At 36.0% G+C, this 12547-nt stretch carries 12 protein-coding genes, 1 pseudogene and 2 riboswitches; of the genes and pseudogenes, 7 read left to right on the forward strand and 6 right to left on the reverse strand.

The annotated features are described in order from the left end of the window. Positions 1-235: 235 nt before the first annotated feature. Positions 236-1555 carry a YheC/YheD family endospore coat-associated protein gene (locus M1D60_RS13140; RefSeq protein ID WP_456275324.1) on the forward strand — a complete coding sequence of 440 codons (1320 nt, stop codon included), beginning with the start codon at positions 236-238 and terminating at the stop codon, positions 1553-1555. Between the two features lie 27 nt (positions 1556-1582). On the opposite strand, the gene M1D60_RS13145 is transcribed toward M1D60_RS13140, so the two are convergent. Then, positions 1583-2710 (reverse strand): fatty acid desaturase family protein, encoded by a 1128-nt coding sequence (locus M1D60_RS13145; RefSeq protein ID WP_456275325.1) that lies wholly within the window; start codon positions 2708-2710, stop codon positions 1583-1585. 245 nt (positions 2711-2955) lie between these two features. On the opposite strand from M1D60_RS13145, the gene M1D60_RS13150 reads away from it, so the two are divergent. The 3 genes from M1D60_RS13150 (at position 2956) to M1D60_RS13160 (ending at position 4964) form a co-directional block, all read left to right on the forward strand. Next, positions 2956-3243, forward strand: a complete 288-nt coding sequence (locus M1D60_RS13150) for a hypothetical protein (RefSeq protein WP_456275326.1) — start codon at positions 2956-2958, stop codon at positions 3241-3243. Positions 3244-3347: 104 nt separating this feature from the next. Then, positions 3348-3593 (forward strand): DNA alkylation repair protein, encoded by a 246-nt coding sequence (locus tag M1D60_RS13155; protein WP_456275327.1) that lies wholly within the window; start codon positions 3348-3350, stop codon positions 3591-3593. Between the two features lie 105 nt (positions 3594-3698). Then, positions 3699-4964, forward strand: coding sequence for a two-component system sensor histidine kinase NtrB (locus tag M1D60_RS13160; RefSeq protein ID WP_456275328.1), 1266 nt, complete (start codon positions 3699-3701; stop codon positions 4962-4964). Between the two features lie 75 nt (positions 4965-5039). On the opposite strand, the gene msrB is transcribed toward M1D60_RS13160, so the two are convergent. The 5 genes and pseudogenes from msrB to M1D60_RS13185 all read right to left on the reverse strand — a co-directional run bounded on the left by msrB (position 5040) and on the right by M1D60_RS13185 (position 8679). Beyond that, the gene (gene msrB / locus M1D60_RS13165; protein WP_456279443.1) at positions 5040-5417 is read right to left on the reverse strand and encodes a peptide-methionine (R)-S-oxide reductase MsrB; all 378 of its coding nucleotides are present in this window, start codon (positions 5415-5417) and stop codon (positions 5040-5042) included. Positions 5418-5474: 57 nt separating this feature from the next. Beyond that, positions 5475-5996 (reverse strand): annotated as a pseudogene (msrA, locus tag M1D60_RS13170) (peptide-methionine (S)-S-oxide reductase MsrA); the annotation flags it as partial. A gap of 154 nt (positions 5997-6150) precedes the next feature. After that, positions 6151-6969 (reverse strand): MetQ/NlpA family ABC transporter substrate-binding protein, encoded by an 819-nt coding sequence (locus M1D60_RS13175; protein WP_456275329.1) that lies wholly within the window; start codon positions 6967-6969, stop codon positions 6151-6153. Between the two features lie 44 nt (positions 6970-7013). Next, positions 7014-7613, reverse strand: a complete 600-nt coding sequence (locus M1D60_RS13180) for a methionine ABC transporter permease (protein WP_456279444.1) — start codon at positions 7611-7613, stop codon at positions 7014-7016. 55 nt (positions 7614-7668) lie between these two features. Beyond that, positions 7669-8679 carry a methionine ABC transporter ATP-binding protein gene (locus M1D60_RS13185; RefSeq protein WP_456275330.1) on the reverse strand — a complete coding sequence of 337 codons (1011 nt, stop codon included), beginning with the start codon at positions 8677-8679 and terminating at the stop codon, positions 7669-7671. A gap of 183 nt (positions 8680-8862) precedes the next feature. Beyond that, a riboswitch (SAM riboswitch) is annotated at positions 8863-8967 on the reverse strand. Positions 8968-9177: 210 nt separating this feature from the next. Then, positions 9178-9280: riboswitch (SAM riboswitch) on the forward strand. 101 nt (positions 9281-9381) lie between these two features. Between M1D60_RS13185 and M1D60_RS13190 the strand changes: the two genes are divergently transcribed. The 3 genes from M1D60_RS13190 to wrbA all read left to right on the forward strand — a co-directional run bounded on the left by M1D60_RS13190 (position 9382) and on the right by wrbA (position 12527). Next, the gene (locus tag M1D60_RS13190) at positions 9382-10773 is read left to right on the forward strand and encodes an LLM class flavin-dependent oxidoreductase (protein WP_456275331.1); all 1392 of its coding nucleotides are present in this window, start codon (positions 9382-9384) and stop codon (positions 10771-10773) included. 81 nt (positions 10774-10854) lie between these two features. Then, entirely contained in the window at positions 10855-11673 is an 819-nt protein-coding gene (locus M1D60_RS13195) for a MetQ/NlpA family ABC transporter substrate-binding protein (protein WP_456275332.1), read from the forward strand. A gap of 242 nt (positions 11674-11915) precedes the next feature. Beyond that, positions 11916-12527, forward strand: a complete 612-nt coding sequence (wrbA, locus tag M1D60_RS13200) for an NAD(P)H:quinone oxidoreductase (protein ID WP_456275333.1) — start codon at positions 11916-11918, stop codon at positions 12525-12527. Positions 12528-12547: the final 20 nt, after the last annotated feature.

The following is a 12547-nucleotide window of genomic DNA, read 5'->3' on the forward strand; positions in this document are numbered from 1 at the left end:
ACCAATAATTATCATATCATGGTTAATCTTTAATATCAATCTTAAATCCAAGACACAGTAGTGTCTTTTTTTTACTTCCTACAAATCATTTCACAAAGCCCTCCATCACCAAATTCTTACATGATCCTGTGTCTAATTTAATTCAATTCATGAATTTTTCTTATATTTGTCCAAACCCTTCTAAATTTATTGAATACGATGTTGTGTAAATTTAAAATTTTAAGGGTGATTAATAATGAAGAAAGTCAAAATTAAATATGTCCAATCGGGGAATCAGCTTCTTGTTTCTAAGGAGTTTTTTGAGCATTATAATCTAAACACTTCCTTACAGTTAAAACTTGGAAGCTGGAGTGCCGAGGTCGTAGTAACACCCGATCCACAAATAGAAGACACTACACTTGGGATCTCTAAAGAATTACTACCCTTTGATTTACCAGAAACTCTTCCTTATGAGATTAATATTGAAGACCACACACTACATTTAGGTCCGATAATTGGAATACTAAATAGTTCAAAATCAAGTAACACGTTAGGAACAAGTAAGCGTAAGGTTTTAAAATCAAGACTTAAAAACTTCGAAGATATAAACGGACTTATTTATGTTTTTTCATTAGAGGATTTAAACTTTGAAGACAAACTAATTAAAGGACATTATTTCCTTCCTACTAATAAAGAAGATAGAGTTTGGGTAGAAGGAACATTCCCGTTCCCAGATTCTATATATAATAGAATTCGTTTAAATCATAAGATTAGAAAAAGTATCATTGAAATCACAGGAAATACACTGTTTAATTCAACTCAATTTGATAAGTACAAGCTCTGGAAGGTATGCTCGACTGATTCATTAGCCTCACAATACGTACCAGACAGTATGCCCTACACCGAACCCAATGACTTTTTCGAGATGATCAATAAACACTCACATATTTATATTAAGCCGATTAGAGGCATGCAAGGAAAAGGAATAACAGTTGCGAAAAAAGAAAAAGGTTCCATTACCTTTCAAACCAGTAATGGTCACAAAACAGTATGTCATTTTATTGAGGAAATTGCTTATTATCTGGGAAAGAATTTAAGTAATAAACATGGATATATTCTTCAACAAGGAATTGATTCATTATACAAAGACAAAAAAGTTGATTTTCGTTTTTACTTTCAAAAAAACCCTCAAAAAGAATGGGTTTGCCAAGGTGTTGTAGGAAGAATTGCTACAAAAGATAGTGTCGTAACAAATTATAAATATCTATCAAAATTATTAACAGGTAAGAAAGCTGTTAGACGCCTCTTTAAGGTGAATAAAAATGAAGCAAATGGGATTATTAATTCTACTATTGAAAAGTGTAAAATCGTTTGTAACTTAATTGATGAACAGATTGGTCATTATGGAGATCTAGCTATAGATGTAATTATTGATAAGAACAAACATCCATATATACTTGAAATAAATAATAGGGTCTATGGAACAAAAAGCTTAAAAAAATTAAAAAAGAAAAAACTGTTTAAAAAAATCAGAACCACCCCTATTGCCTATGCTAAGTCGCTAGCTGGATTTTAAGGTGTAGGGTAAAAGGAGTCTAGACACCTAGACTCCTTTTTTACTGTTTTTCATTAGCTTTTTTTGTTTTTGTTCCTCATCAAATAATTTACGTTTTTTGTTTAAGACTTCTCTTCTAATCGTGGTAATCTTACTTGGGTTTAACCCATGTCCTAAAGAAGCAAAGACATGACCTTTTTGAGGATCAATTAACTCTTCTTTATTATAATATAAACGAGGTGTCTTCCAAAGGGCCTTCAAAGCCTGAGTTAGAGGCATTTCATGATAGCGCTCTGGCCACATCCGTTTAATCTGTTCCTTTACAAGAGGATAATATTTAGAGCTCATTCCCGGGAATAGATGATGCTCTGTGTGATAGGAAAAGTTAAAATGTAATACATCTATCCATTTAGGAACAGTTACCGTCAAGCTATTAGCCAATGGATCATTAATTTCGGTAATTGGATTTAATCGATGATTCGTTGATATATACATCATCACAATAAAATTTGCAATTAATAGTGGTAGTAAGAAAGCAAAGAACCACTTAATCGGTCCAAACCAAAAAAGTAGACCTATCCAAGTTGCCCAAGGTAAGATGGCCTCTACCCAAACAGCTGGTCTTTTCTTTGGATTAAATTCCTTCACATAAAGCGTTAGCATTCTTGTGGAATGGAGAGTGAATTGGACTGAAAGAGAAATAAAACTCGCTAAAGCACGGTAGGAATGTGGTAACTTATAAACCCAGCGTAAGAAACGGCTTTTTGCGAGTTTTTCAAAAGTCGGCCATGCATCAGGATCATGTTCCTCATGCTGTGTATGAACATGATGTGTAAGGTTATGCCATTTTCTCCAAAGCTTTGGTCCAGTTGTTAATGGCCAAAATGCGATTGCACCAAGTAGATCACGAAGCCACGCAGTTCTGACAACCGTTCCATGTAATATTTCATGTCCTAAAAACCCCATTGCAGCAAAGCTTGTTCCTAACACTACCGCGATTCCTAAATAAATAAAAGGATTTAAGTTAAATGCACCAATTGTTATAAAACCAGCAATTGTAATAAGTAGATAAGCAAGCCCTCCCCAAAGTCTTCCAGGTACCGGTTTAAATACATTTTTGGGTAGATGTGGTGAAATCCTTGCAGCATACCAGGCAAATGAATGTAGTTCCTTCAAATTAATCCCCTTTCTTCAACTTGTAATAATTTTTATATTTTTCCTTAGTAAGATGAAGAAAATGTAACGATAAGACTCAAATTTTATTAGAAGCTTCACGGTCCATCCTACTAATGATTATTCAAAGATAGTATCACCGAATTTTTTCATATCATTACAAAAAGTTCCATTATTTTTTACTTCTATCTTTTCTATTTCATGAATAGCATTTTATATAGCTTGTACTCTAGTAGGAGGTATTTAAATTGAAAAAGAAAGGTTTGCTAGCTGTATTAGTGTTAATATTTCTTTGTGCTTGTACCTTTATCGGAGGGAATAATCATCAAGAAACACAGCTGGAAGAAGTTCAATTGCTGCAGGATTATGATGAAATTGTAAAAAAGGCTGAGGATTACTCAAATGAATCTACTAACGGGACGGTAGAGTCCGTTTTTCATCATCAATCTGAAACCTTATGGAAAATTACCTTTTCAAATGGGATCGTCGTTTTGTATGATGAAACAACTGGAGAAATGACACATACGGAAGATTAATTTTTCTAAATGCAGGCACTCTTCATTACATAATGATGATTAGACAAACATTTACATATTTTAAAGTATAGTAGGAAATAGTAAATACAGGAGGTGCATAGTATATGACACAACCATACCTATGTCCAAACTGTAAAACAAATCGTTCTCGTTTTAATGTGATTCAGCAAGTAGCTACTCCTATTAAAATGGATCCACATACTGGTGAGGTAGTTCAGCAATTTACCAATGATGCTTTGGACCCCTTCCACCTACCTTATAAGGGTCCGGAGAAAAGAGTCCAATGTGGAACTTGCGGATTAGTTGAGGATGAGAAAACGTTTATTAAAAGAGCACAATACGGTAAGTAAAGCTAAGAGAAATTCTTGGCTTTACTTATATTTATCATTTTATGATATTCCATGTTTATGATATAGTAGGTGTATGATTTGCAAACGTATTCAAGGAGTACATAAATGAAGGATGCCTTTAAAGACCAAGAAAACCGAATTGCTGAATTAGAAGCGGAAATACATGCTTATCGCTCTCTTCTATCTAATTACCCATCTTTTATTTCCTATAAGGATTACCACCATGGTGTCCAGATTCAAAAACCTCGTGGTTCTTCCACTATTCCTACTTTTTCTAAGATTGAAAAAAAATCAGCACCAACTGAGTTTGTTCATGACATTCAATTAGATCAGGATCTTCCCTTTGAAAAGATTGAGGAGTTTTTACTACCTATTTTCGACACTGTACCACACCATATTGTTTTTATTAATGAGTGGGGAAATATTACATTATGTAACAAAAAAGCAGCCGAGGATCTTGGGGTAGATAGAGACTTAGTAGTAGGAAAGCATATACGTGATCTGCTTAATCTACCAGATGATTTGATCATGCTATTAGAGACCTTATATTCAGGTGAGGCTATTTATGACCGTGAAGTTCTTGATACAAACTATGGTATAAACAATACACGTATTTATCGTGACCATTCTGGAGAGATAAAAAGAGTATTAGGTTCATTTCAATTCTTAAATTTAGTTAAAGAATCTGAGAAACAGGCACTTGCAGGTAGAATTGCTGCAGGTATTGCCCATGAAATCCGAAATCCTCTTACAACAGTTAGAGGATACTTACAATTCTTAAAAGATGAATTTAAACCAGAAACAGCTCAACTAATTAATTCGTTATTAATTCCTGAGCTCGATCGTGCGAACAAGATCATCACTGATTTTTTAACAATTGCAAAGCCGTCTGAACCTAAAGATGAAATGGTTTATATGAATCAATTTATACAAGACCATATAGCCCCCTTCTTAAAAAGCGAGGCATTTTTACATGATGTTGAGATGGTGTTAGATTGTTCACCAGAGTTAGATGATTGTTTAGTATTTATAAACCCTTCAGAAATGCTACAAATCTTTATAAATTTATTCCGTAACTCTGTGGAAGCAAAAAAGAAGAACATGCAACTTAAAATTAAACTTAAAACTAAGCTAGACAAGCAGAGAGTTCAACTCATTTTTTGCGATAACGGACAGGGCATTCCGACGGACCATTTAGAACATATCTTTGATCCATTTTTCACTACCAAAGATACAGGTACAGGACTCGGGCTGTCCCTATCTAGAAAGATGGTTGAAAATCATGGGGGCTCTGTTTCGGTCAGAAGTTCCGAAAAGGGAACCTCTTTCTACATTCTGTTACCCTATGTAAAGGCAGAAGAATATAAATAAGTAAAAAGCACCCATTACTAAACTGCTTCAGGTTGTTACCAATCTGAAAGTCAGCCTAGAAGGGTGCTTTTCTTCTTAAAAGAGTTTAAGGTATTCTCCATAGCCCTCTTTTTCAAGATGATCTTTAGGGATAAATCTGAGTGCTGCTGAGTTTATACAATAGCGTAACCCACCTTGATCACGTGGTCCATCGTCAAAAACATGACCTAGATGGGAATCCGCTTCCTTACTTCGCACTTCTGTGCGCACCATATTATGGGTAACATCGAGTTCTTCCTTTATGGTTTGCTTTTCAATTGGCTTAGTGAAACTTGGCCACCCACAACCAGCATCGTATTTATCTTTCGAGCTAAACAAAGGCTCTCCAGATACAACATCTACATAAATCCCTTCATCTCTATGATCCCAAAATTCATTGCGAAAAGCTGGTTCGGTTCCATTATTTTGAGTCACTTCGTATTGAATTGGCGTTAACTTCGTTTTTAAATCTTGATCCTTGTCCTGATTCTTCCATGCGTCCCTCAAAAACTTCTCTCTTCCAGAGCCAGTACGATATAGTTTATAGCGAATTGGATTTTTTTTGTAATAGTGCTGATGATAATCCTCTGCTTCATAAAAAGGTCCTGCTGTGATAATTTCAGTAACGATTGGCTTTTTAAATTTACCGCTTACCTGTAATTCTTTTTTAGAGGCTTCCGCAAGCTCTCGTTGCTCATCATTATGGACAAAGATTGCCGTTCGATACGATTCCCCACGATCTGCAAATTGTCCACCTTCGTCAGTTGGATCAATTTGTTGCCAAAATAATGTGAGTAATTCCTGATAAGGATAAAGTTCAGGATCAAAAGTGATTTGTACAGCCTCATAATGACCTGTCTTATTAGAGCATACTTCCTCGTAAGTTGGGTTTTCTGTTGTACCACCTGTATAGCCTGAAACTACCTTATGGATGCCTGGTTGCTCATCAAACGGTTTAACCATACACCAAAAGCAGCCCCCTGCAAAGGTTGCAAGCTGAAGATTGTCAGTCATTTATGTAATACCTCCCTATAATTAACTATTGCTATTGTTCCCCATTATAGCAATACCTTACACTATGAAGCTAATACAAAGCCTTATGGGTGAATGCTTACTAACAGAGTGCTGAAAAACGTGCCAGAATAGAATCTGACACGTCCCACCCATTTTATTTAGTCATCCACTCAGGCTTACCAAACCCTTTAAATTCTTCATCAATAACAGCTTCAAATTCTGCTGACTCAACTGCCTCTTTAATATCTTTTGTGAACTGTGCTTCTAGATCGCTAGTATTTACAACCACACGATTACGGTAGTCATCCGGCATATTCTCTAACACTAACGCATCAAGTAAGTCCATCTTAGCAGCCAGTGCAAAGTTCCCTGGAACTGCTGATAAATCAACACTATCTACAGCTCGTGGTAGCTGAGCAGCTTCAATTGGCTCGAACACGAGATTTTTCGAATTTTCAACAACATCCTTCTCAGAAACTGTTAAAGGATTGACAGACTCGTCAAGTTTAATTAAACCCGCATCTTGGAGAATAAGCAATGCACGGGCAGCATTTGTTGGGTCGTTTGGAATGGCAATTGCACTTCCATCTTCAATGTCTTCTAATGAATTAAACTCTTTCGAATAAATACCCATTGGTGCAGTCGGAACGATTATTACTTCAGATAGATCTAACTCATGCTCTTTTGCAAAGCTTTCTAAATAAATTTTATGTTGGAATAGGTTTGCATCTAAGTCACCGTTCGCTAACGCTTTGTTTGGTTGGATATAGTCACTAAACTCAACCACTTCTATTGTATAACCTTTTTCTTCTAAAACAGGTTTTATAGCTTTGGTTACCATATCGGAATAAGGACCAGATGTAGCCCCAATTGTAATTTCTTTATCTTCTACTGTCCCTGAGGCATCTTCTTTTCCTCCACAAGCTGCTAGTAATGCAAGTAATGATAGTGATAATACGAATTTTTTAAACATTTATAGTTTCCTCCATTAGTGATTATTAAACAACATACTTCTTATTATCTTTTGTCTACAACTCTAGCTACTTTATCTCCGGCAAATTGAACAATCTGCACTAAGCAAATTAAGACCACTACTGTTGTAATCATCACGACATTATCATATCGGTAGTATCCAAATCGAATGGCTAAATCCCCTACGCCACCACCTCCGACAATCCCTGCCATCGCGGAATAGGCTACTAAACTAATAATGGTAATCGTTGTTCCTTGAACAATAGAAGGTTTCGCTTCAGGAATTAGCACGTCTTTTATAATCATCCAAGGCGAGGCACCTACCGAAACAGCAGCTTCTATAACGCCTTTATTTATCTCACGTAAGGAAGTTTCTACAATTCTAGCAAAAAACGGAATTGCTGCAACCGATAATGAAACAGATGCTGCTGTAGGTCCTATCGTTGTTCCGGTTATTAAATCGGTAAAAGGTAACAGGGCGACAAGTAAGATGATAAAAGGAATAGAACGTACAATATTTACAATAAAACCAAGCGTTGATTTTAAAGGTATATTTTCCAAAAACAAGCCCTTGTCAGTTACAAATAATAAAATACCTAATGGTAAACCCACAATAATTGCTACAGTCATAGATATTGAGACCATATAAATCGTTTCAAAGAACGCCTTATTTAGATCTGGAAGAAGTTCAATCAAATGATTAAGCAAGGTGAATCACCTCCACGCTTTGTGTTTTTTCTGTAATATATAGAATGGAACGTTCTATTTCCTTCGAGTCACCTGTTAGTTCCATAATGAAAATTCCAAGTGGAACTTCTTTTATGTATTCAATTTTTCCATGGAGGATATTTCCATTCACTTCAAATTTCTTAAATACATCTGAAACAACTGACTCCTCTGCAATCGATCCCTTAAACTGAATTTTTATAATCGTTCCTTTACTAGATGAGATAATATGGTCTGGTAGATCGAATTGTAAGACCGTGTTAATAAACTGTTTAGTTAAATCTTCCTTCGGATCGGCAAAGACATCATAGGTCCGGCCAATTTCAATTATTTTTCCATCCTGCATGACAGCCATTCGATCGCAAATATCTTTGACTACTTCCATCTCATGAGTAATCAGCACAATCGTAATTCCTAGCTCCCTATTAATCCTTTTCAATAATTTCAGAATTGATTTAGTTGTACTAGGATCTAATGCTGATGTTGCTTCATCACATAATAGGACAGTCGGGTCATTTGCCAAAGCCCTTGCAATCCCTACCCTTTGCTTCTGCCCTCCACTCAATTGAGCCGGATACACATTGCTCTTTTCAGATAACCCTACCATTTCAAGTAATTCGGTTACTCTATGGGTAATTTCTGATTTTGACTTATTGGCTGCCTTAAGAGCAAACGCGACATTTTCGAAAACTGTTTTAGAGGAGACTAAATGAAAGTGCTGGAATATCATTCCGATTTTTAGTCTAGCCTTACGTAAATGTTGATTATTTAGACTAGTTAAAGAAACCCCATCGATATGGACCTCTCCTGCTGAAGGCTTTTCTAATAGATTTAGACATCGTATTAACGAGCTTTTTCCTGCACCACTATAACCAACAATCCCAAAGATCTCTCCTTTACTAATTGTTAAAGTAACATCATCAACTCCAATTACTTTTCCTTTTGAAGTTTTATATACCTTTGACAGGTTCTTTATTTCAATCAATTTTGTTTACCCCCTTACCTCTAATTAAATAAAACTTCGTAGATTGTTAACCTAATAAGCTAGCCCAAAGCCTTTCTCGAAGAAGCTTGCTCAAAACTTCTTCATCAGTACTCACTTTCTTACAACAGCATAAAATAAAAAAATCTCTTTCCATTGAAAGAGATAAGATCGTCAAATATATACGACTTATCTCTCAGAATGTAAAACATTCTGCAGGAAGTGGCACCTTTCCAATTAGGAGGTTGCCGGACGTCATTGGGCCTGACCCTCAGTCACTCTTGATAAGTTTATTATGAAATTATGTGAAACTGTTTTTTATCATAAGTCTGATGTGCAAATTTGTCAAACAGTTTTTAATTCACTTTTCATTTTATTTAAAATGCTTAATAAATCCTTCAGTAATAAAATTATAAATTTTCAAAATAAAGGATTGACAAAAATTTCTAACCCATGTAGATTTGGGATTACAGTTATAAACTTACAACTTCATAATCGTTTTTCTTATCCAGAGAGGTGGAGGGACTGGCCCTTTGATACCTCGGCAGCAGACTTTTTCTAGTACTGTGCCAATTCCAGCAAGCATTCGCTTGAGAGATAAGAAGAGATCTGTATATTTATGCTTTTTACTAACCTCTTCTTTTCTTTCAAAAGAAGAGGTTTTTTGTTTGTCAAAAAATATTTTAATAAAGGATGGCGATCACATTGACCAAGCAAATAATTTTAAATGCATTTGAAATGACTAGTGCAATGCACAATTCTCACGGGTTTTGGAAGCATCCAGAAAGTAAGAGACACCGTCACTATAAGAATTTAGACTACTGGCTAGAATATGCAAAACTCTTAGAAAGAGGTAAATTTGATGCAGTTTTTTTCGCAGATGTATTAGGTGTATATGATACGTATAAGAAAAGCAAAGAGCCTTCCATTCGAGACGGACTCCAATTTCCAGTTAATGACGGTGCTCTGATTATCCCAGCCATGGCTAGCGTTACCAATAATCTATCTTTCGCAATCACAGTTAGTACTACATATGAACAACCCTTTGGTAACGCAAGACGTTTCTCTACTTTAGACCATTTAACGAAGGGCCGGATTGCTTGGAATGTTGTCACTTCGTATCTTCCAAATGCTGCTCGAAACTTCAGCTTGGAAGAAATGATTAAACATGATGAAAGATATGAAATTGCTGATGAGTTTTTAGAAGTATCCTATAAGCTTTGGGAAGCAAGTTGGGAAGATGATGCAATTATTGAAGATTTGGAATCAGAAAGGTTAATAGATCCGTCAAAAGTTCATGAAATCAATCATTCTGGTAAGTATTTCAGTGTGGAAGGACCGCACTTAAGTGAACCTTCCTTACAACGTACGCCAGTCATCTATCAGGCAGGAACTTCCGAACGAGGCCGTGAATTCGCTGCTAAGCATGCCGAATGTGTATTTATAGGTGGACCTACTCCTGAACGTGTTAAATACTACTCCAATACAATTAGAGAGCTTGCTAAGAAATATGGTCGGAACCCTGAACATATAAAAATATTCACGTTTTTAAGTGTGATTGTTGCTCCTACAACAGAAGAAGCAGAGCTAAAGTTCGAAGAATACTCACGGTATTGGAGTCCAGATTCTGCTAAAGCACAATTTGGTGGTGCCAGCGGTTACGATTTATCTGAGTACACAGAGAAAGATTATAATAATCCATTTGAATTTAAAAAGACAGAGCATGGCCATTATAAAGCTGCCTCAATGACAAAGGATGCCTCTAAGCAGTTAAAGGTCAAGGAAGCACTCGGTCGAATTGAAAAATTGGATCGCGAAAACTTTATCATTGGTAATCCTGTGGAAGTAGCCAATCAAATCCAACACCTATTTGAACAATCAGGTGTTGATGGCTTTAACCTTAATCACCTAGTAACACCAGGAGATTTAAAAGAGTTTATTGATTTAGTAGTCCCGATTTTACAAGAACGAGGGATTTACAAGACTGAATACAAGAGTGGCTCATTGAGGGAAAAGCTTTTTGACCATGGGAGTAGCTTATTAACAGAAGATCATCCTGCCAGTAAATATCGACAGGTCTATACAGCAAGTAAATAGATTCAAAAGTATCAGATACATCTTCACAAAGGTAGCATAATCGTAAAACGGTTTAAAAAATAAAATATATGAGGTGCTTTAATGAAAAAACATATTATACTATTACTGTCTTCATTATTTCTCGTATTATTAACAGCTTGTGGTGGAGCAGAAAGCTCATCAACAGGTGAAAAGAAAGAACTTGTATTAGGAGCAACAGTTCCTTATAGCGATATGCTAGAGAAGGGTGTCAAACCCTTTCTAGAAGAAAAAGGATATAAGGTTGAGATCAAAGAATTTAATGATTATGTTCAGCCCAATCTATCTTTAAGCAGCGGCTCCTTAGATGCAAACTTATTCCAACACAAGGTATATTTAGAGGCATTTGCAAGTGAGCATGACCTTGACTTATCTGAGGTCATTACCGTCCCCACAGCTCCTATTGGTATTTATTCTAATAAATATAATTCCATAGAAGAAATTGAGGATGGGAGTACCGTCGCTATAGCCAATGACCCCACTAACCTTGCAAGAGGATTAACCGTCCTTCATGAAAATGGAATTATAACTTTTGATGAATCTATAAACCCATTAAAGGCAACAGTAAAGGATATTAAAGAAAACCCAAAAAACCTAAAATTCAATGAAATTGAAGCTGCACAACTCCCACGGTCATTAGACTCTGTTGATCTCGCAGCTGTGAATGGAAACTTTGCAATTTCAGCGGGTATCGATTTAACAACTGCACTCGTATTAGATAAACTGCCGCCTGATATTCAAAATCGAGTTGTTGTACGAACAGAGGATTTAGAGGCTCAGTTCGTTAAGGATATAAAGGAAATCATTGAATCCGATGAATTCAAAAAAGTAATAGACGAGGAATTTAAAGGATTTAATAAGCCAGATTGGATGACTAAATAAAAGGAAAATCTTTAAATGTTTTTCGTGTATAATGATTTGCTCTTCTCCGCTCCGGGATCGACAATCATCCATATAGTAAACCTAAAAAGTGTATGCAGCCATACACTTTTTTCTATTCAGTACAGAGGAACTATAAATCCTCCAGTTTTCATTAGTTAACATGAATCTAGTTAGAGTATGTTTAAAACTAAATTTGAAAGGTAATGTTATTTATGTAATAAATTATAGAAAGAGGTTGAATCATGACAAACGTAAAACTAGCAATAATCTATTATAGCTCAACAGGTACCAATTACCAATTAGCACAATGGGCTGAAGCTGCCGCAAAAGAAACTGGAGCGGAAGTAAAGCTGTTAAGAATACCCGAAACAGCCCCTGACACTGCAATTGATACAAATCCAGCATGGAGAGGACATGTAGATGCAACCAAAGACGTTCCAGCTGTCACATTAGATGACTTAGAGTGGGCAGATGCTTTCATTTTCAGTGTTCCAACAAGATATGGTAATGTAGCATCACAATTTAAATCATTCATTGATACAACAGGTGGATTATGGTTTAATGGCAAACTTGCTAATAAGGTGGTAAGTGCAATGACATCTGCAGCTAACCCACATGGCGGTCAAGAAGCAACTATTCTTTCCATTTACACATCTATGTACCACTGGGGTGCTATTATTGCCGCACCAGGTTATACAGACCCATCACTCTTTGCTGCTGGTGGAAACCCTTATGGAACATCAGTTACCATTAACCAAGAAGGTAAGATGGTTGAAAATGTTGAAGATGCGGTTAAACACCAAGCAAAACGTACCGTGCAAGTGGCATCAGCAGTTAAAACTGGAATGCAATAAACAAAAATCAGGAGAGCTCT

The organism is Bacillus sp. AK128 (genome assembly GCF_053903075.1).

Bases quoted from the DNA above. Each gene is read 5' to 3' on its own strand.
- M1D60_RS13140 (WP_456275324.1), top strand. From the start codon at position 236: ATGAAGAAAGTCAAAATTAAATATGTCCAATCGGGGAATCAGCTTCTT.
- M1D60_RS13155 (WP_456275327.1), top strand. From the start codon at position 3,348: ATGACACAACCATACCTATGTCCAAACTGTAAAACAAATCGTTCTCGT.
- M1D60_RS13160 (WP_456275328.1), top strand. From the start codon at position 3,699: ATGAAGGATGCCTTTAAAGACCAAGAAAACCGAATTGCTGAATTAGAA.
- M1D60_RS13175 (WP_456275329.1), bottom strand. From the start codon at position 6,969: ATGTTTAAAAAATTCGTATTATCACTATCATTACTTGCATTACTAGCA.
- M1D60_RS13180 (WP_456279444.1), bottom strand. From the start codon at position 7,613: ATGGTCTCAATATCTATGACTGTAGCAATTATTGTGGGTTTACCATTA.
- M1D60_RS13195 (WP_456275332.1), top strand. From the start codon at position 10,855: ATGAAAAAACATATTATACTATTACTGTCTTCATTATTTCTCGTATTA.
- wrbA (WP_456275333.1), top strand. From the start codon at position 11,916: ATGACAAACGTAAAACTAGCAATAATCTATTATAGCTCAACAGGTACC.